Source organism: Bacteroides sp. MSK.20.82, from assembly GCF_019052485.1.
Taxonomy (GTDB): Bacteria; Bacteroidota; Bacteroidia; order Bacteroidales; family Bacteroidaceae; genus Bacteroides; species Bacteroides thetaiotaomicron.
The window spans coordinates 1-19301 of record NZ_JAHQUN010000001.1; the positions used below are offsets into that span (position 1 = coordinate 1).

Annotated in this window: 15 protein-coding genes and 2 pseudogenes; 16 read left to right on the top strand and 1 reads right to left on the bottom strand. The window is 41.1% G+C overall.

Annotation, left to right across the window (positions count from 1 at the left end):
• A pseudogene (locus tag KTR07_RS00005) lies at nucleotides 1–553 on the bottom strand (DEAD/DEAH box helicase); the annotation flags it as partial.
• Nucleotides 554–1179: 626 nt separating this feature from the next.
• On the opposite strand from KTR07_RS00005, the gene KTR07_RS00010 reads away from it, so the two are divergent.
• From KTR07_RS00010 to KTR07_RS00085, 16 genes and pseudogenes are all read left to right on the top strand, one after another.
• Nucleotides 1180–2571 carry an ATP-binding protein gene (locus tag KTR07_RS00010; protein ID WP_032575773.1) on the top strand — a complete coding sequence of 464 codons (1392 nt, stop codon included), beginning with the start codon at nucleotides 1180–1182 and terminating at the stop codon, nucleotides 2569–2571.
• Between the two features lie 11 nt (nucleotides 2572–2582).
• Complete coding sequence (locus tag KTR07_RS00015; RefSeq protein WP_021862419.1) at nucleotides 2583–3212, top strand: hypothetical protein; 630 nt, start codon at nucleotides 2583–2585, stop codon at nucleotides 3210–3212.
• Nucleotides 3213–3338: 126 nt separating this feature from the next.
• Nucleotides 3339–3614 carry a hypothetical protein gene (locus KTR07_RS00020; protein ID WP_021862420.1) on the top strand — a complete coding sequence of 92 codons (276 nt, stop codon included), beginning with the start codon at nucleotides 3339–3341 and terminating at the stop codon, nucleotides 3612–3614.
• A gap of 490 nt (nucleotides 3615–4104) precedes the next feature.
• Nucleotides 4105–4692 (top strand): metallophosphoesterase, encoded by a 588-nt coding sequence (locus KTR07_RS00025; protein WP_021862421.1) that lies wholly within the window; start codon nucleotides 4105–4107, stop codon nucleotides 4690–4692.
• Entirely contained in the window at nucleotides 4689–5456 is a 768-nt protein-coding gene (locus KTR07_RS00030) for a metallophosphoesterase (RefSeq protein ID WP_024987109.1), read from the top strand. The genes KTR07_RS00025 and KTR07_RS00030 overlap by 4 nt, the downstream gene beginning before the upstream one ends.
• 13 nt (nucleotides 5457–5469) lie before the next feature.
• Nucleotides 5470–6783: a hypothetical protein gene (locus KTR07_RS00035; protein ID WP_021862423.1), complete on the top strand. Its 1314-nt coding sequence runs from the start codon at nucleotides 5470–5472 to the stop codon at nucleotides 6781–6783.
• Nucleotides 6784–6981: 198 nt separating this feature from the next.
• Nucleotides 6982–7302, top strand: coding sequence for a helix-turn-helix domain-containing protein (locus tag KTR07_RS00040; RefSeq protein ID WP_021862424.1), 321 nt, complete (start codon nucleotides 6982–6984; stop codon nucleotides 7300–7302).
• Between the two features lie 3 nt (nucleotides 7303–7305).
• The gene (locus tag KTR07_RS00045) at nucleotides 7306–8568 is read left to right on the top strand and encodes a type II toxin-antitoxin system HipA family toxin (protein WP_021862425.1); all 1263 of its coding nucleotides are present in this window, start codon (nucleotides 7306–7308) and stop codon (nucleotides 8566–8568) included.
• Nucleotides 8569–8644: 76 nt separating this feature from the next.
• A complete protein-coding gene (locus KTR07_RS00050; RefSeq protein ID WP_080767452.1) occupies nucleotides 8645–12241 on the top strand; it encodes an ATP-dependent RecD-like DNA helicase in 3597 nt (1198 codons plus the stop codon).
• Nucleotides 12238–12462, top strand: a complete 225-nt coding sequence (locus tag KTR07_RS00055) for a hypothetical protein (protein WP_032575778.1) — start codon at nucleotides 12238–12240, stop codon at nucleotides 12460–12462. Before KTR07_RS00050 ends, KTR07_RS00055 begins: the two co-directional genes overlap by 4 nt.
• Nucleotides 12420–12683, top strand: a pseudogene (locus KTR07_RS00060) (ATP-binding protein); the annotation flags it as partial. The gene KTR07_RS00055 and the pseudogene KTR07_RS00060, both read left to right, overlap by 43 nt.
• A gap of 27 nt (nucleotides 12684–12710) precedes the next feature.
• Nucleotides 12711–13772, top strand: coding sequence for a DUF2971 domain-containing protein (locus KTR07_RS00065; RefSeq protein WP_032591964.1), 1062 nt, complete (start codon nucleotides 12711–12713; stop codon nucleotides 13770–13772).
• A 112-nt stretch (nucleotides 13773–13884) separates the two neighbouring features.
• On the top strand, nucleotides 13885–14166 hold the full coding sequence (locus KTR07_RS00070) for a helix-turn-helix domain-containing protein (RefSeq protein ID WP_032577722.1): 282 nt from the start codon (nucleotides 13885–13887) through the stop codon (nucleotides 14164–14166).
• A 25-nt stretch (nucleotides 14167–14191) separates the two neighbouring features.
• Nucleotides 14192–17020 (top strand): type I restriction endonuclease subunit R, encoded by a 2829-nt coding sequence (locus KTR07_RS00075; RefSeq protein WP_032577714.1) that lies wholly within the window; start codon nucleotides 14192–14194, stop codon nucleotides 17018–17020.
• Between the two features lie 13 nt (nucleotides 17021–17033).
• A complete protein-coding gene (locus tag KTR07_RS00080; RefSeq protein WP_032577712.1) occupies nucleotides 17034–17729 on the top strand; it encodes a GIY-YIG nuclease family protein in 696 nt (231 codons plus the stop codon).
• 12 nt (nucleotides 17730–17741) lie between these two features.
• Nucleotides 17742–19295, top strand: a complete 1554-nt coding sequence (locus tag KTR07_RS00085) for a type I restriction-modification system subunit M (RefSeq protein ID WP_032577711.1) — start codon at nucleotides 17742–17744, stop codon at nucleotides 19293–19295.
• The last annotated feature ends 6 nt before the right edge of the window (nucleotides 19296–19301 follow it).

A 19301-nucleotide genomic window follows, 5' to 3' on the forward strand; every position in this document is an offset into this window, starting at 1 on the left:
AATCCTTGTCGTTACGGAATTGGCGTATCAGTTCGTTACTGTCGCCTGCCGAATAAGTAATTTTCTGAACAAAGCGGTCGTCATTCCGTCCGAACACCTCTTTAGCTATCTGTACGATATTTGTAGCGTGAGCTTCATTGAGAGCAAATATCAAGGTTTTGGGCAAATAGTCCATATTCGGCTTACGTTGCGGGTCATTAAACAATTCTGTATAAACCACATCCCGATAGGTCGAAAGGATTAACTTTATCTGTGCCGGATTAATAACACTCCGATTAAGTTCTTTATTTGTGTAGTTTTTGGTTTCCTTACTACTTACAGTCTTGACCTCACCTGTATATCTTGTTTCTTCTTTAAATTTCTCACCCTCTAATATAGCCCCACCCGTTTCCGTGACTTGGGTTTTTATTCTATATACCCGACAATCCACATTCACACCATCAACGATACTCTTTTCTAATGTATAGTTGACAATGCGATTGTTATTGAAAAAAGCCATTGTTTCGGGAATAGGTGTCGCAGTCAAACCTACCAATCTTGCCGATGCAGCATATTATGCTAATTGATTATCAGTAGTTTATGGCTTAAAAGATAGACTGCTCAAAAAATTACTTGTTTTTTCGTCAAAAATCGAAGATTTAACACTTTTCTTCGTTGCCAGTCTCAAAACAGAGGGAAAATGGGGAAAATCGCTCTCTTTCGCCTCGAAACCTCCGCTTCGCAAAGATAAGGTATATCGGGGATTATTTCGCCGGTTCAGGCTGCAAAATGGAAGACAGATTCACAGATTTCCGGGTTGTTTTCTTGTGACCTGGTAGGAGGTGAGTATTGCTTTGCTTGGAGTTGTATTTTGCTCAATCTTCATACTTAGATTGCTCATATTTTGCAGCCAAAAGAGAAAGTCTATAGGTCTGGTTCGGCTTGGTTTGGGCGAAGCTATCTCTTTTTCTCCCCTTTGTTAGCTTTACTTTAATGAACGTATATATGAATACGGAGATAAAGTAAAGTTGGTTTCGATAATTTATGCTGTGATTCGCTTGAAAAAATGTTGTGTAATAGGGATGATTCGTTGGAAAAAGTGTAACTAAATTCGATTTATTCGCTTGAAAAAATGTATTTAACCTTGGTTTATTCGCTCGAAAAAGTGTAATTTTGTAGCGGAAAGAATAAGATTGCGTTATGCTTAAAAGGAAAATAGAAACATATTTAGCTAATTGGAAAGAGGCCGAGGGCAGAAAGCCCCTTGTGATAAAAGGTATTCGCCAGTGCGGGAAGGCATATATTGTCCAGAAATTCGCAAGGGAGAATTATGAAAGTGTGGTCTATATGAACTTCATTCTTGAACCTGACAAGAAGTCTGCCTTTACTGGCAATATAGATGTCGATACCATCATTCTCAACCTCTCTGCTTTGATTCAAGGCAGTCGGTTCATTGAAGGGAAAACCTGCATTATCCTTGACGAGATTCAGGAATGTAAGGAAGCAAGGACAGCCTTGAAGTCATTTTATATAGACGGACGTTTTGATGTTATTGCCACAGGTTCTCTTTTAGGAGTGAAAGGCTATGGTCAAAGCAAGAAAAAGAAAGAGGATGTCGGGCAAGATTCTGTTCCTGTCGGATATGAAACCGTAATTGATATGTACCCATTGGATTTTGAGGAATTTCTATGGGCAAACGGAATCGGTGAGGCTGTTATCGATTCTGTCAAATCATGTTTTGAGAACGAAAAGGCTGTTCCCGATGGGATTCACAAGGCAATGATGGAGCTGCTATACAGATATGTTATTGTAGGAGGGCTGCCGGAAGTGGTGAATTGCTTCCTTGAAACCAAGAATATCGAACTCATATATAAGAAGCAGCGTAATCTTATTGCCGGATACGAAGAGGATATGGTTAAATATGCAGATGATGCGGACAAATCTAATATCCGTGAATGTTTTGAATCCATTCCGAAGCAATTAGCCAAGGAGAATAAGAAATTCCAATATTCCATAGTCAAAAAGGGAGGAAGGTCTTCTCAATACATCGGTAGCATTCAATGGTTGGAGGATGCCGGAATAGTCCGTAGGTGCTATAACACGCAGATTACGGAACTGCCGTTGGAGGGCAATTCCATCAAAGATTGTTTCAAAGTGTACACTACTGACATAGGTGTCCTTGTAGCAATGCTCGACTATGGCACTCAGGCTGATATATTGAAGGGGAATCTTCTTGGATATAAGGGAGCTATCTTTGAGAACCTCATGGCGGATTTCCTGTGTAAGTCCGGACAGAAGCTATACTATTTCCATAAGGACAGTGGGCTTGAACTGGACTTCTTGGTAAGGTTCAAAGGCGAATGCGTCATCCTTGAAGTCAAGGCTAAGACCGGTAAGGCAAAAAGTATGGCTACCATTCTTAAAAATAAGGATGTGTATCATGTCAAGAATGCAATCAAGTTGGGGCAATATAATGTAGGACGTGAGGGAGATATACTCACCATTCCGTTGTATATGGGATTCCTTGTCGAAGACAGGCTTGCGGACGTTATCATTCCTGATGTTGATGTGAGTCTGTTGACTACTATTTAAAAATTTTGATTATGGCAAAACAGATATTAGTTGGAATTGAAGAACAGAATTTGAATGAGGTGGCTCACTATCTGGTGATATACTTCCCATACAATGAGGAAATGTGTAGCTATACAGATGATTGGCTTGGTGAGCTATATGAAAACAAGTATCCTTTGGTTTCTAAAGGGATGTGGTCTGGCATAATTGACTTGAAAGTTCATAAACTTCTTGATTGGAAACCAGAATATGGAACTTTATATCTTCAAGCTAAGGTATGTGATAGCGGAACCTATTTCTTGCTTGATAAAGATAAAAAGGTAATATGTAAAATTACCGATTATGTACCTAATGGCTTAATTCCGGAGGCGGATGATTGTGGGGATTATATCCGTTTAAGAATCAAACATGACGGTATGATAGAAAATTGGATGGAGAAGCCAGACTTTTCCGACTTTATTAAAGATGCTGATGCTGTTAAGAAAATTGATACGAGCATAGAAGAAGAACCAATACTCGACACTAAAGTAGAGTTCACTTATAGCCATCTTATGGCAAAACTGCTTCGTCTTCCGAAATACCTACAATTGGAAATAGGGAAGGCACTGATAGCAAATGCATCAGAAGGTTTTGAGGAAGAGGATGATGAAGATTCTCTCTAATCAGATGGAAGATTAAGAATGATATACAGCTGCAATAATTTGATTATTAAAAGTATAATTCTATGGATATATTAAGTCTCACCAAAGTAACATCATCGTTCATCCTAACTTTAATAGAAAGAGACGATGGACAAAAGAAACAAATTTTGGAGACGCCAACAAATGGCTCGTGTGTTTAAGGCTCGCATGATTCTTTATGCCGCTTATGGTCATTGCATCATTCGTGAGGATGGAAGCTATTATGAGCATCCCCGTTGGTTTGAATTGGCAAAAGAGAAATGGGCACAAGTTTACAAAACAACAGGTACTCCGTGTAGCTGTTGGATGTGCAGGGGATTCGAATATGACCGCAAGGAGTATAAGAAAGAGACTCGGCGGATTATTCGGGAATCAATGGAGTGAGCTAAATGATAAGGAACTGAATCTGTGTATTAATTGCATAGGTTCAGTTTTTATTATGCGGCATATAGGCAAAAGGTTACGTGGATTTTCTCAGAAAGCGATGTGTGATATGGAATTTATTTGCTAATTTTGCGCTGAGTTTGAAACGATATAAAAACTAACAATGCAAAGAAATAGCATGAACATATTATCGAAGGTCACAATTTGGGGTAACAAACGCCCTGAATCTGTACTGTGTGTTCATGTCTTTGGCATTGAACCTTGTATTATAAATACTTTCCAACGAAGAACATAGCATGGTGTAGTTTATTCTACCCCTGATTGAAAATATAAACTGAATAGTTGGAGAGTCTTTACCGAACTTTCCAACTATTTTGTTTTTATACCCATTTGTGACAGTTATCTTACGATGCTTTTCTGTCATTTCCGTCTGATGGGTGATTGACAAACAGATTATTAACGTGCAGCGATGCACATAAATTGAGAAGAAATGAATTATAAATTTGATGGCAGTAAGGTATTTTTTACATCTGATACCCACTTTTATCACGGAAATATCATTCGTTTCTGCAACAGACCTTTTGAGGATGTGGAAATGATGAATGAAACGATTATCTCCAATTGGAATAATACAGTTGGCTTGGATGATACTGTTTTTCACTTGGGTGATTTCTGTCTGGGCGGTTCAGCTGAATGGACTAAAATTCTTGATAGATTGAATGGCAAGATATATCTGATTCTCGGCAACCATGATTTAAAGAACTTGAGGCAGGGGTATGTCGATAGGTTTGAGCATGTGACCATGCAGATGCATATAGAAGTGGATAAACAGAAGATATATTTGAATCACTATCCGTTTCTGTGCTTTGATGGCGGCTATAAAGATGTATGGCAACTGTTCGGCCATGTGCATACGAGGAAGAATAACACTGGAATTGATGCAGCCCGGCTTCAGTATCTCTATCCTACACAATATGACGTAGGTGTTGATAACAACAACTTTATGCCGGTTTCATTTGCACAGATGAAGATAATTATTGAAAAACAAGTTGAACAATTAAAAATGAAAGAGCAATGAAGATACAATACATGAGCGATTTACATCTGGAGTTCAGGGAGAACAGCAGATATTTAAAGCATAATGAATTACCTGTTACCGGTGACGTGCTGGTTTTGGCTGGAGATATATTCTATCTTAGGGATAGAATAGCTCCTATGATGAAATTCTGGAAATGGGCTTCGGATAATTACAGGCAGGTTCTGATTGTTCCCGGCAATCACGAATACTATAATTATTCGGACGTGATGGAACGAGGGCTACAATGGAAGTGGATGTTCCGTGAGAATGTAGGGTTCTATCAGAATCAGGTAATCCGTATCGATGATACCGATTTTGTCCTGAGTACGCTATGGTCACGGATTAACCCGAATGACGAGTATTTCGTGTGGAAAGGTATGAATGACTTTCGCCAAATCAAATTTGACGGAAAATTGCTACAGGTAGAGGAATTCAATCGGATGCATGAGACCTGTATTGATTTTATCCGGAAAAGTGTCGAAGAGAGCACGGCTGGTCATATTGTGGTGGTTACTCATCATTTGCCTACTTTGGAGGTGATTGATCCACAGCACAAGAACTCCGTACTGAATAGTGCATTTGCTAGCGAATATGGTGATTGGATTGCCAACAGTCGGATAGATATTTGGATTTATGGACATTCACATACCAATATAGACACAGAGATTGGTAGTACAAAAGTAATCTGTAATCAGATGGGATATATTTTTGCGAATGAGCACATTGTGAATGGGTTTGATCCGAAAAAGCATGTTGAAATTTAATGAGCATTAAGCAATGGATGAAAGAATAATAGATAGAAAACTCTTTATTGATTTGGCAAATGAGGTTGGCTTGAACGCTTCGCATATAGAAGCAATGGGTGAAATGCGTCATTGTGAAATCACAGTTAGCGGCAATATGCTGGAACGTCTAGTTGAAATTCAGCATCAGTTCGAGCAACTTACCGTAATGGGGGATGATGAATACCGTGGCTTCTACATTGTGGTACCGCGACCCACTCCAGAGGAATGGGGTGATGTCGAGGAACTGATTGCTTCGGGAGAGTATCAAAGCAAAGAAGCCTTCCTTGCGGACTGGCTTGCGTTCAATCCAACGGAAACGCAGTGGTTTCATGTTACCTCTTATAAATACGAAGAGTTCCGGTCGATTCGCATTACAGACCGAAAACATGCGCATTTCGTCATAACAAATCGCTCCTCTTGTGCCGACGGAGAATCAGATGACGGATGGTATCAGGATTCCCTTGCCCGACTTTTCTGCTATTTGCAGAGGCTGGTTGATGTTATTGTTGCAAATCCTGATGGGTTCAACGACTATGTGGCGCACAATCTGCCGTGCCAGCAACGGATTGGGCGGATTGCACGAAAGGAACTCAATAGGATAGCTCCGAGCTTTAAGATTAATGTGGAAGATCGGGAAACAGCGATAAAGGCTTTGGAGGATTCTGCGAAGGAACATTCCGCACTTCATCTGAAGACTATGACCATTCGGCAATATTGCACATATTATCGTATCGCTAACGAGGCTTATGAGGCATACTACCGGAAGCGAAGTATTGGAAACCGTCTCTACGAAGAACAACCGAATATCCCGGAAGAACTGCGAGATGTAGTCTATTACAAACGAGTGAAATTCGTAGATGTAGATAAACTCTATGACATTGACAGCCCGGAGGATTTTATACGGTTTGCAACAGACCACTATGGCGAGTTGGGGTTTTCGCGCTTGAACATCATTGCATCGAAGGTGCCACAGCAGGGTTGGATGATAGTTGTTTCTAATAGCTACTCGGCAAATGTCGAGCTGGCCATTGAGGTTGCCACTGCTCTATATAAGGTCGGAGTGCCATTATTGATTCGTGATGCCGAGAAACTTTTGAGGATTCTGCGCGAAGAAGATTATGTGCGGTTAATTCCTAATACGTACCATAACTATATGGGTTATCAGGAAGAAGGTACTGTTTACGAACTGCCGTGGGAATACGAATGCTCAGACGATAGTGAATCGGATTTGACTTTGGAGCAATACAATGCGATTGTTTCTCTTGCGGAATGGCAGGATGAAGAATTGGTGAAGCCCATCGAGTGATGCTTAAATTGAAGAAGCTGGCTTTTATCTTGGAAATAATCATAGATAAAGGTAGAAGTCTGCTTCTTTGAAATCTCTATTTTGGTAGCAAAATCAGTATTTAATAGTCGTATCTTTTGAATTTGTGATTTTTGCGTCCGCAATACATCATTAAATAGATATAAAGTAGTATCTTTGCATATTATATGATGAGTTAATATGACAAAGAATACAATGGGAACCAAGTTGCCCCGAAAGTTGGAGCAGAAAATGTCAGTTGTGGGAGAGCAGATTAAACTGGCTCGCTTGCGCAGGAATTTGAGCGTAGCTCAGGTGGCAGAACGTGCCACCTGTTCTCCGTTGACTGTGTCCCGAATAGAGAAAGGTGCGCCGACTGTGGCAATCGGAATTTATTTGCGAGTGCTCTATGCTCTGCAACTGGACGATGATATTCTGTGGCTAGCCAAAGAAGATAAATTGGGAAAAGCCTTGCAGGATTTGAGTTTGAAGACAAGGGAACGTGCCTCAAAAAAGGAGTAAACGATGAAGATGTTATATGTTTATGCCGATTTTGACTGGCTCAACGAGACAGAACTCGTTGGCGAGTTAGGCTATGAATCTCTTCGTGGCTCGGACAGCTATTGCTTTACCTTCAGCGATGAATGGCTGAAGAAACACGGAGATTTATTTCTGAGTGATGACCTCAATAATTATCCGGGACAGCAATATACGCAACCGGAGAAAGATATATTCGGATGTTTCTCGGATGCTTTGCCGGATCGTTGGGGACGAACGCTGTTGTTGCGACGTGAGCAGATTGCTGCGATGGAAGAGGGGCGACCGGTACGGAGACTATCTTCTTTCGATTTTTTGACTGGTATCGATGACTTTTCCCGAATGGGTGCTTTCCGTTTCAAGGAGTTAAAAGACGGAGGATTTATAAATGTAAGTGAGTTGTTGAAAATCCCACCTCTGGCGGATATAAGGGAGTTGATTGCGGCCAGTGCGGAAATTGAGAAAAGTGAAGAGGGGAATGTCCTGCCTGACAGGAAATGGGTTGCCCAACTCGTGCAGCCCGGTTCTTCATTGGGAGGTGCAAGACCTAAAGCCAGTGTGATAGACACGGATAAAACGCTTTATATAGCCAAGTTCCCTTCTCGCAAGGATGATTATGATGCCGGACTTTGGGAGCATTTCAGTCACCTTCTTGCTGCAAAAGCCGGTATAAATGCCGCAAAGACCAAAGTGCTGGCAACAGGAAAGAAATATCACACGTTGCTTTCTCAACGCTTCGACAGAACCCAAGAGGGGAAACGGATTCACTTTGCTTCTGCAATGACTTTATTGGGACTCAATGACGGTGACAATGCAACTACAGGGCATGGTTATCTGGATATAGTCGATTTCATAATCCAGAACTGCACGAATGTGGAAGAGAATCTGCAGGAACTCTATCGCCGTGTGGCTTTCAATATCTGCATTGGTAATAGCGATGATCATTTCCGTAATCATGGTTTTCTTTTGACTGCAAAAGGTTGGACGCTTTCTCCTGCATATGACATGAACCCTACTTTGAATGAGTATCAGAGTCTGCTTGTCTCATCAACCTCCAATAAGGCAGAACTGGGTATTTTGCTGGATGCTTGCGAAGACTATATGCTAAACCGTACAACAGCAGAAAAGATTGTTGTTGAGGTAACTGAAGCTATAAAAGGATGGCGAGAATTGGCAACACGATTGGGGATTTCCAAGAGAGAGATGGATATGTTTGCCGGAGTGTTGGATGAGCGATGTAAGATGGAGTAGTTTCAGTTAGATGAGTTTATAATTGTAATAATGATTTTGCATAACAATAATTTAACATTGTAAAAAGATTAAAAAAATGAAACATATATCTGTTCGAGTACCTTGGCACGACAATGGTTGGAATTCGCATGTATGTGCAAATCCTCGTTGTAATACATTCTGTAAACAACTACCTAATATTGTCAACTCAAAAGTAGATTGTGAGCAGTTGTCGTGTGGAATCGACTGGTCTAAATTAACTACAAAAGAACGTCCTGCTTGTGCTGGAGAGAATGGGGGATTCATGAATTACAAGGCTTATGAGCGTGAATTTATTCACATATATGCTTGGAATTCAGACAATCCACATTCTAAGTTATTACCTACAAAAGTAATGATACCAGCTTATTCAGCTCTTGGAATACCATTCCGTTACTTGAATATGGATGCACAGAAAGACCTTAGCAAGGAGCATCCTGAATTTCGCCCTGCCGAAAGTGCACCTTTCGGTTCGGCTTGGGTTTATAATCCTGAGCGATTGTATGATGTGCTTAAATGGTTCAGCTCAGAGATAACCGAGGAATCGATATGCGTCTTTTATTGTAAGAAAGGCAATCCGATTGACGATGAAGGTTTACGAATGATTGTGGGAATGGGGGATATAGTAAAAAATTGTGGTGTTCAAGACTACGAAACAACTGCCGATTATACATATCCCTTATGGGAGATAATGTTCTCTCATTCCATTCGCCCAGACCTGAAAGAATCTCGCGGCTTCATTCTCCCCTATAAAGAATATCTGGAGTTGGATGAGAATATATTCCAAGGGAAGGGTCTGTCAAAGATACAGGCTCTTGATGAGATCAAATTATCGCTGGATAAATTTGACAGTAGCGGAAAGATATTTGATGAACTATCATATGGTTGTGATTTTATAAGCAATCATTCAATGCTATTGATTCTTGAAGCTGCTCGGCGTTCGTTGGAGGCAGTAATTCGACATGGCTTGGCTGGCTCAATCGAGGGATGGCAATGTCAACTCAGGTGGATTGATGCCCGTATTGAGCATGTCAAGAAACAAATCACTCCCTTCCCTTCATTCGCTTCAGCACTTAAAGCGCTGGGAATAGATTATGGCAATCTGATTGAAAGCGACCTGCGAAAAAAAGGATGTGGACCGAAAGACAATCCCTGGGGGCATTTTGAAAAGTTGCTAAATAAGGAAATCAAAGTTGATAGTGCTGTTTACAACTCGTCTCTTCCTACGTATCGAATAAGTTGGGAGGGCCAAACAAGTAATGTACGTGAGCGTCTTATCACTTTATCCAGATTTGAACTTGAATCCGATGTTATTGAGCATTTTATAGATGATGTAGAGTCTGATATACTAAGCAATCCATACCTCATCAGCGAATGGTGCGCTCGGAATTTTATAGAGAAAGTTTCAACGCGTACAATTGATCTTGGAGCCTTCCCCGACCCAACAATTCAGGGTGATAATGTTCCAGTGCCTCCGTTCGCAGCGGAGTCCATTTTGGATACTCGACGCCTTAGATCATTAGTCGTTGAAAGGCTTTATTCCGTTCTAACAGATGGTGATACCCTTGTGTCAATAAAAGAGATGGAGGACTATCTGCGCGACATAATGACGGAAGAAGACAAAGCTCGCCTCCCGAAAAACATACTTCTCACACATCGCCAGTTTTTTGAAGTATCCTTCGATTATGTTCCTGATGAGAACCCTACTGCTATCCAACTCAAGGAATATTATCAAATGGAGGAGTTTCTTCGGAAAGTGCTACGAGAAAGAGCAAAGAGAGATGTTAAGAAGCCTACCGGTGAGGACTGGCTATCCCTCGCTATGTCAGACAAGAATTATGATCCTACAAACGAGCGCAGTCAACAGGCTACTGAGCAGCAGGCCAAAGCTCTTGAAATGATGGACAAAAAGCGCCTTTCAGTTCTCACGGGAGGCGCAGGTACCGGTAAGACTACCGTAGTGAGATCCTTTCTCTGTTCTGACAAGATAAAAGCAGAAGGCGTTCTGCTGCTGGCTCCCACTGGAAAGGCGAGAGTAAGGCTCAGTAATATGGCCGAAAATGTGAGTTCAAAAACCGTAGCTCAGTTTCTTGCCAGTCTCGGCGCCTTCGATTTTGAAAACATGAAACCGCGTCTAACTGAAGACTCGCGCAAATACTCACGTGCTAAGAATATAATCATTGATGAATGTTCGATGCTAACTACCGACACGTTTCATGCGCTTATTATGTCGCTTGACCTGAAGTTCATAAACCGAATAATACTTATCGGAGACCCCTATCAGCTACCTCCGATAGGTCCGGGCAGGGCTTTCTCGGATTTATGCCATTATCTTAATTGTGATGACGCGGACGCCAATCTGAAATCTGCCATTACCTATCTCCGCACCGTTGTGCGCACAATAGCCAGTGGAGATTCAGATGTCTTGACTTTGGCCTCTTGGTTCAGTGGAAACAAACCGGAGAAATTTGCCGATGAAATATTTTGGAAAATCGAAAGCAAGAATCTCAAAGGCGATCTTTCAGTTTATTACTGGAACGATGAAAAGGATCTGCCTCAAATCCTTAGGGATGCAATTTGCAAGGAACTCGCTTGTTCCGATGTCGAACTGCCAGAATCCTTGAAGCAAAAAATAGGTATTGACGACTTAAAATCGCTTGAGTCAGATCCGGCAGCGCTCGAAAATCTTCAGATTCTTGCTCCAGTAATAAATCCCGCATGGGGTACATATCAACTGAATTCCTATCTTCAGTCATGGGTTGGAAATAATATCAATCGCAAAGGGGATTATCAGGAAATCGGAACCCAGAAGATATATAAGAATGATAAAGTCATTCAACTTCAAAATATATTACGAGAATCCTATCCATCAAAAGAAAAATATCCTCTCTCCAATGGCCAGATAGGCTTTGTTAAGTCTATAAATAAAGGACATATCAATGTTATGTATGTTGGCATACCTCATGAAACCTTCGGCTTCAGGGGAGATAAAGGGGAAGACCAGGATGCTGCTATTGAGCTTGCATACGCTATTACAATCCATAAAAGTCAGGGCAGCGATTTTGATACGGTTTTTGTGGTATTGCCCAAAACCGGCCGCATTTTAAGTCGTGAGTTGATATATACAGCTCTTACCAGAGCAAAGAAGCGTGTAGTCCTGCTTGTTCAAGATTCTATTGGTTGGTTGAGAGAATTTACTAAACCACAAGCCTCAGTGCTCGCGCGACGAAATACCAATCTATTTGACTATTCCGTTCGAGCCGAACGTCTTAATATTCCTTATGTTGAGGGCCTGATTCATGGAACAGCCAAGAAAGGTCTGTTTGTGCGTAGCAAGTCAGAAGTTGTAATTGTAAACCAATTGGTAAATGCTGGGGTGGAATTTGAGTACGAGCAACTACTGGAAGAAAATGGCCACCGATGCATTCCCGACTTTTCCTTTGAAACCCCATGGGGTGATAGAATCATCTGGGAACATCTGGGAATGCTTGTCGTTCCGGAATACAAGGCTTCATGGGAGCGTAAACTAAAATTCTACGAGGAAATAGGTTATACCCTCGGAGAAAATCTTTTCACGACTTGCGATCATGAAAATGGTGCAATAATGACCGAAGAGGTGGAAGACGTCATCAGAAAAATCAAGGAGCAGTTATGAATCAGGAGGAGGAATTATATTTCAAGGTACTCAGTAAACAAGGTCGGGAGGCTTGGACAATCTTCAAGAATCCTATGTATCGTGGAGCATTGGAAATCGCCCAGAATCTTTATAAAGACAAAGCACATTTTGTGTATGAGTTACTTCATAATGCCGATAACCAAGGCGCTACCCATTTCTCAATGAGGACAAAAAGCCGGAACAAGTTGAATTTGATGTGATGGCAGAATCGCTCGATAAAAAGTATCTGCTGGTTGACGAATGCAAATGGACAACCCAAGAGAATGGCAAACAACTGACAGGCGAACTTCTCCGTAAAGCTAATTTGTTACTATTTATCAAGAACTACACCATCGTTCCGGTGCTGTTTCTTAAGAGTGCTCCGAAAGATGATGCTGGGAATGCAATGTTGCCAGAAGATGTTATTGAGTTAATGAAATAAAAGGATATAACAATTCACGACTTAAAGATGCTAGATTTTAGAAAACAATTTCAGGAAATTATAGAGCAATCCTATATTCCGTTCAATATAGATAAAGCTGCAACTTCAGATGTATGGAGTAATATTTACAAATTGATACTTCCTAATATTCCAGAAAAACTTTTTAGATATCGTAAAATAGACGATAAAGGTTATACTATTGAATCATTAAAATCCGGAACTATTTCATTATGCCATGCAGGAATGTTTCCGGATAAGTATGATTCATATTTATATATAGATCAAGACAAAATTCGCGAAGATTTAAAAAAGGCATTAAAGGATGCATTGCGCATAACATTGTCGCATATAACCCAGAAATCCTCTGATATAAGGGCAGAAAAGGCAACGCAAATATGTTACTACAGAGAGTGTGGATATACGGATGAACAAATTATAGATAAAATATTGACAGATGAATATATGGATTTTTGTAACAACATTGGGTCTGCGATAAAAAAGCAAGAGTCGCGTTTTAGAAATCCGAGAAATAGTGCAAAAATAGCATGTTTTACAGAAAGTGTACAGTCAAAATATATGTGGGATAGATATGCTGATGGGTATAAGGGATTTGCATTAGAATACGATCTTAGAAAATGTATTTTTAAATATAACTCATTGGGAATGGATGTAAATCTCTTTCCTGTGATTTATACTGAATTAAGACCTGACGTTACATTGGATGAGGGAAATATTCATACTTACGAGTATTTTAAGCAAGTTGGAGATAAAAATTGGTTGAACTTTTTGTCTTCCATGATATCAGTCAATCAATTATATTGGTATCGATCTTATCTTTATAAGGACCAAAAAGAATACGAACATGAACATGAATGGAGAATGCTGTATTATAACTTAGAGGATGAGAATAATTATGCATCAATTCCAGATGTCGGATGTTTGAATGCAATTTATTATGGTCCAGATATAATCCCAAAGGATAAGGATGAATTACATCTGATTGCAGTTGAAAAAGGACTGAAAGAGTATGATGTTGCTCTTGATGCTGGTAGCCGTAGATATGATTTAAGGATAACAGCAATTAAATAGGAATATTCTTTGCTCAAAAAAAATCAATCAACAACCTGAAAGTTGTGTCATCTCGATTATTTATACTACCTTTGCCTACAGAGTAAGGCAAAGGTATTTTTTGATGTATACAATGGCTGAAAAACAGATAGACACGGTTTTAGGATTGGTTGAAGGAACGGAGGAGAATAAAGACGAAAAGTGGATGTGTCATTCGCAAGCTATCGCTGCAACTATGTCAAACCGAATGGAGGAACTTGGTATGACACAACGAGCGTTGGCCGAGAAGATGAATTGCACTCAGCAATATGTCTCCAAGGTGTTGAAAGGTCGCGAGAATCTGTCATTAGAAACCTTGTGCAAGATAGAAAATGCATTAGGTATCAGAATACTGCAAGCCGGAATAGATAAGTAATAACACCATAACAGGGCGCAAGAATATGTCAATACAGAGCGAAGCGGCGTTGGAAGCCGGACTGATAGCCACACTTCGGCAAATGGACTACGAGTATGTTCAGATTACCGAAGAAGATAATCTTTATGCCAATTTCAAGCGGCAGTTGGAAATTCACAACAAGAAACAACTGGCGGAAGTTGGCCGTAACTCATTTACGGATGAAGAGTTCGAGAAGATATTAATCTATCTGGAAGGTGGTACTCGCTTTGAAAAAGCAAAGAAGCTTCGCGACCTATATCCTCTTGATACGGCTAACGGACAGCGCATTTGGGTAGAGTTTCTTAATCGTACCCAATGGTGTCAGAACGAATTTCAGGTTTCGAGCCAAATTACGGTGGAGGGACGAAAGAAGTGTCGCTATGATGTGACGATTCTTATCAATGGTCTCCCTTTAGTTCAGATTGAATTGAAACGTCGGGGAGTAGAACTCAAACAGGCATACAATCAGATTCAACGCTATCATAAGACATCCTTTCATGGGTTGTTCGATTATATTCAGTTGTTTGTCATCTCCAATGGTGTGAACACTCGTTATTTCGCCAATAATCCCAATGGCGGATATAAATTTACATTCAACTGGACGGATGCGGCAAACCTGCCATTCAATGAACTGGATAAGTTTGCTGTGTTTTTCTTGGAAAAGTGTACGCTCGGTAAGATTATCGGAAAGTACATCGTATTACATGAAGGTGATAAATGCTTGATGGTGTTGCGCCCATACCAGTTCTATGCAGTAGAAAAGATATTGGATCGAGTGCAGAACTCCAATGATAACGGTTATATTTGGCATACAACAGGGGCAGGAAAGACTTTGACTTCATTCAAAACTGCGCAACTCGTTTCGGAGTTAGATGATGTAGATAAGGTAATGTTCGTTGTCGACCGCCATGACCTTGATACACAAACACAGTCGGAATATGAAGCCTTTGAACCGGGAGCCGTTGACGGTACGGACAATACGGACGAGTTGGTAAAACGTCTGCATAGCAACTCCAAGATTATCATTACCACTATTCAGAAACTCAATGCAGCCGTAAGCAAGACATGGTATAGCAGCAAAATAGATTCGATACGCCATTCTCGTATCGTGATGATATTCGATGAGTGCCATCGTAGCCATTTCGGGGAGAGTCATAAGAAGATTATGCAATTCTTCGATAATGCCCAGATATTCGGATTTACCGGAACTCCAATATTTACAGAGAATGCAGTTGATGGTCATACGACCAAAGAGGTGTTCGGCAACTGCCTGCATCGCTATCTGATTAAGGATGCCATTGCTGATGAGAATGTTCTCGGTTTTCTTGTGGAATACTATCATGGCAGTGAGGAGGTGCAGAACGGCAGTACCAATCGCATGACGGAAATAGCCCAATTCATCCTTAATAATTTCAATAAGTCAACATTTGACGGAGAGTTCGATGCGCTGTTTGCCGTGCAGTCAGTGCCGATGCTTATCCGTTATTACAAGATATTCAAGGAACTGAATCCTAAGATTCGTATAGGTGCAGTATTTACCTATGCAGCCAATGGAAGTCAGGATGATGAACTGACAGGAATGGGTACAGGTTCTTATCTGAATGACAGTGCAGGCGAAGTCGATGAGCTGCAAGCCATCATGGATGACTATAACGAAATGTTCGGCACATCGTTTACGACTGAGAACTTCCGTGCATATTACGATGACATCAACCTGCGCATGAAAAAGAAGCGAGCCGATATGAAGCCGCTTGATCTTTGCCTTGTTGTCGGAATGTTCCTTACCGGTTTTGACAGCAAGAAACTTAATACGCTCTATGTAGATAAGAACATGGAATACCACGGCTTGTTGCAGGCATTTAGCCGGACGAACCGTGTGCTGAACGAAAAGAAACGCTTCGGAAAGATTGTATGTTTCCGTGATTTGAAGAGCAATGTGGATGCTGCTATCAAATTATTCAGTAACAGCAACAATCCGGAAGAAATAGTGCGACCTCCGTTTGAAGAAATCAAACAGGAATACAAGGAACTTGCATCCGATTTTCTGAAGAAATACCCGGACACAAACTGCATAGACCTTTTGCAGAGCGAAACGGCTAAGAAAGAGTTTGTTTTGGCATTTCGTGATATTATCCGTAAACACGCAGAGATTCAAATATATGAGGATTATAGCGAAGAAGCTGATGATCTCGGCATGACGGAACAGCAGTTTATGGATTTCAGGAGTAAGTATCTTGATATCCATGATACTTTTGCACTCGTTGATCCAGCACCGTCACCCAAACCGGATGATGATACAGATGTTCCGGATGACGGAGACTTCGGTGATGTGGATTTCTGCCTTGAACTCCTACATAGCGACATTATCAATGTGGCATATATCCTTGAACTCATTGCAGAACTTGACCCATATAGTGCCGATTACGCAGAACGCCGTCAGAATATCATTGATACGATGATTAAAGACGCAGAAATGCGCAGCAAAGCCAAACTTATCGATGGTTTCATTCAAAAGAATGTGGATGACGATAAGGAAAACTTCATGATTCAGCGAGACAAAGCTGACGGTACAAGCGATTTGGAAGAACGGTTGAACCACTATATTGCCGTTGAGCGAGAAAATGCCGTCAACTCATTGGCTGAGGAAGAGGAAATATCGTCATCGGTATTGAATCACTTCCTCAAAGAATATGACTACCTGCAAAAAGAGCAGCCGGAAATCATACAAAAAGCATTGAAAGAGAAGCATCTCGGATTGATAAAGACGAGAAAGGCGTTGACGAGGATTTTAGACAGATTGCGTAATATCATACGCACTTTCAGTTGGGATTAAAAGAAATACTGATATGGTAAAGACAAATGAACCCGGATATGTGTATATCTTGACTAATCCAAGTTTTCGTGAGGATTGGGTCAAGATCGGTAAAAGTGCGCGGCCTGTAGATATACGTTCCAAGGAACTTGACAACACGGCTGTTCCGTTGCCTTTTGAGATTTATGCAACCATTCAGACGGTCAAATATAACGATGTTGAAAAGCATGTACACAAGACTATTGATCGGTTGACGGATTTGCGTATTCGTCAGAATCGGGAGTTTTTCAATGTGCCGCCACAAATAGCTTTGGATATATTCAATGACATAGCCAAGATGATTGATGATGCGGTTGTTACGGTCTATGTAGATAATAAACCGGTTTGCCATAACGAAAAAGATTCATTGCCTGTCGTGCAGAAGCGAACCGTAAAGCGAGGTCGTTTCAAATTCAGCATGGTCGGTATTAAAATAGGGGAATGCGTTACCTTTATTCCTACGGATACGGAAGTCAAGGTGGCAAGCGATGATTCCGTTGAATACGAAGGTCGTATTTATAAATTGTCCCCTTTTGTCGGTACGTTTATGCCGGAAGAGAAACGGAATACATCGGGTGCATATCAAGGGGCAAAATATTTCTCATATAAAGGGAAAGTGCTAGATGACCTGAGAAGTATAATAGAGAGCAATATACCATTGCCGGAAAGTGATGTAAACAAGATAATATAGAGCAATAAAGATATGAGCGAAGAACTGCAACAGAAACTCCGTGACCAGCTTTGGGAGGTCGCAAACCGTTTGCGTGGCAATATGTCGGCAAGCGATTTTATGTATTTTACCTTGGGATTCATTTTCTACAAATACCTGTCGGAGAAGATAGAAACATACGCTAACAGTGCGTTGGATGATGATGAAGTTACATTCAAGGAATTATGGGAAATGACCGATTCGGATGCACCGGAATTGCAGGAAGAGGTTAAGAACCAGTGCTTGGAAAATATAGGCTACTTCATTGAACCGAAGTTCTTGTTTTCGTCCGTAATTGAGGCTATCAAGCGGAAAGAAAATGTTCTTCCTATGTTGGAACGCTCGTTGAAGCGTATAGAAGACAGCACTTTGGGACAGGATAGTGAAGAGGATTTTGGCGGATTGTTCTCGGACATTGATTTGGCTTCGCCTAAATTGGGAAAAACAGCAGATGATAAAAACACGCTCGTCAGCAATGTGCTTCTTGCATTGGACGATATTGACTTTGGTGTAGAGGCCTCGCAAGAAATTGATATTTTGGGCGATGCTTACGAATATATGATTAGCCAGTTTGCAGCCGGCGCAGGCAAGAAAGCCGGTGAGTTCTATACTCCGCAAGAGGTCAGCCGCATATTGGCGGAGATTGTTACTCTTGGGCATAACCGTTTGCGTAATGTTTACGACCCTACTTGCGGTAGTGGTTCACTATTGCTCCGTGCAGCAAGTATCGGTAAGGCGGCATATATCTATGGACAGGAGAAAAATCCGACTACTTACAACCTTGCCCGAATGAATATGTTGCTGCACGGTATCCGATTCAGCAGCTTCAAAATAGAGAATGGCGATACGCTTGAATGGGACGCATTCGATGATATGCAGTTCGATGCAGTGGTTGCAAATCCTCCGTTCTCTGCCGAATGGAGTGCTGCCGACAAATTCAACAACGACGACCGTTTCAGTAAAGCAGGACGACTTGCACCTAAGAAAACAGCCGACTATGCTTTTATTCTGCATATGGTTCATCACCTCAATGAAGGTGGTACGATGGCTTGCGTTGCTCCGCACGGAGTTCTGTTTCGAGGGAATGCAGAGGGTGTTATACGCCGCTTCCTGATAGAGAAGAAAAACTATATCGATGCTATTATCGGTTTGCCAGCCAATATATTCTATGGTACAAGTATTCCGACCTGTATTCTCGTATTGAAGAAATGCCGTAAGGAAGACGATAATATCTTGTTCATTGATGCCAGCAAAGAGTTTGAAAAGGTCAAGACCCAGAACAAACTCCGCCCTCAGCATATACAGAAGATTGTAGAAACCTATCGTGACCGCAAGGAAATTGAAAAGTACAGTCATCTTGCTACGTTGCAGGAGGTTGCCGAAAATGACTATAATTTGAATATTCCTCGCTATGTCGATACTTTTGAGGAAGAAGAGCCTATTGACATCAAAGCAGTCATGGCTGAAATAAAGGAATTGGAAGCCAAGCGAGCCGAACTGGATAAGGAAATAGAAGGCTATTTGAAAGAATTGGGACTGGTTGAATAATTACAC

Bases quoted from the DNA above. Each gene is read 5' to 3' on its own strand.
- KTR07_RS00075 (WP_032577714.1), top strand. From the start codon at position 14,192: ATGTCAATACAGAGCGAAGCGGCGTTGGAAGCCGGACTGATAGCCACA.
- KTR07_RS00010 (WP_032575773.1), top strand. From the start codon at position 1,180: ATGCTTAAAAGGAAAATAGAAACATATTTAGCTAATTGGAAAGAGGCC.
- KTR07_RS00035 (WP_021862423.1), top strand. From the start codon at position 5,470: ATGGATGAAAGAATAATAGATAGAAAACTCTTTATTGATTTGGCAAAT.
- KTR07_RS00085 (WP_032577711.1), top strand. From the start codon at position 17,742: ATGAGCGAAGAACTGCAACAGAAACTCCGTGACCAGCTTTGGGAGGTC.
- KTR07_RS00065 (WP_032591964.1), top strand. From the start codon at position 12,711: ATGCTAGATTTTAGAAAACAATTTCAGGAAATTATAGAGCAATCCTAT.
- KTR07_RS00020 (WP_021862420.1), top strand. From the start codon at position 3,339: ATGGACAAAAGAAACAAATTTTGGAGACGCCAACAAATGGCTCGTGTG.
- KTR07_RS00070 (WP_032577722.1), top strand. From the start codon at position 13,885: ATGGCTGAAAAACAGATAGACACGGTTTTAGGATTGGTTGAAGGAACG.
- KTR07_RS00040 (WP_021862424.1), top strand. From the start codon at position 6,982: ATGACAAAGAATACAATGGGAACCAAGTTGCCCCGAAAGTTGGAGCAG.
- KTR07_RS00025 (WP_021862421.1), top strand. From the start codon at position 4,105: ATGAATTATAAATTTGATGGCAGTAAGGTATTTTTTACATCTGATACC.
- KTR07_RS00050 (WP_080767452.1), top strand. From the start codon at position 8,645: ATGAAACATATATCTGTTCGAGTACCTTGGCACGACAATGGTTGGAAT.
- KTR07_RS00055 (WP_032575778.1), top strand. From the start codon at position 12,238: ATGAATCAGGAGGAGGAATTATATTTCAAGGTACTCAGTAAACAAGGT.
- KTR07_RS00045 (WP_021862425.1), top strand. From the start codon at position 7,306: ATGAAGATGTTATATGTTTATGCCGATTTTGACTGGCTCAACGAGACA.
- KTR07_RS00030 (WP_024987109.1), top strand. From the start codon at position 4,689: ATGAAGATACAATACATGAGCGATTTACATCTGGAGTTCAGGGAGAAC.
- KTR07_RS00080 (WP_032577712.1), top strand. From the start codon at position 17,034: ATGGTAAAGACAAATGAACCCGGATATGTGTATATCTTGACTAATCCA.
- KTR07_RS00015 (WP_021862419.1), top strand. From the start codon at position 2,583: ATGGCAAAACAGATATTAGTTGGAATTGAAGAACAGAATTTGAATGAG.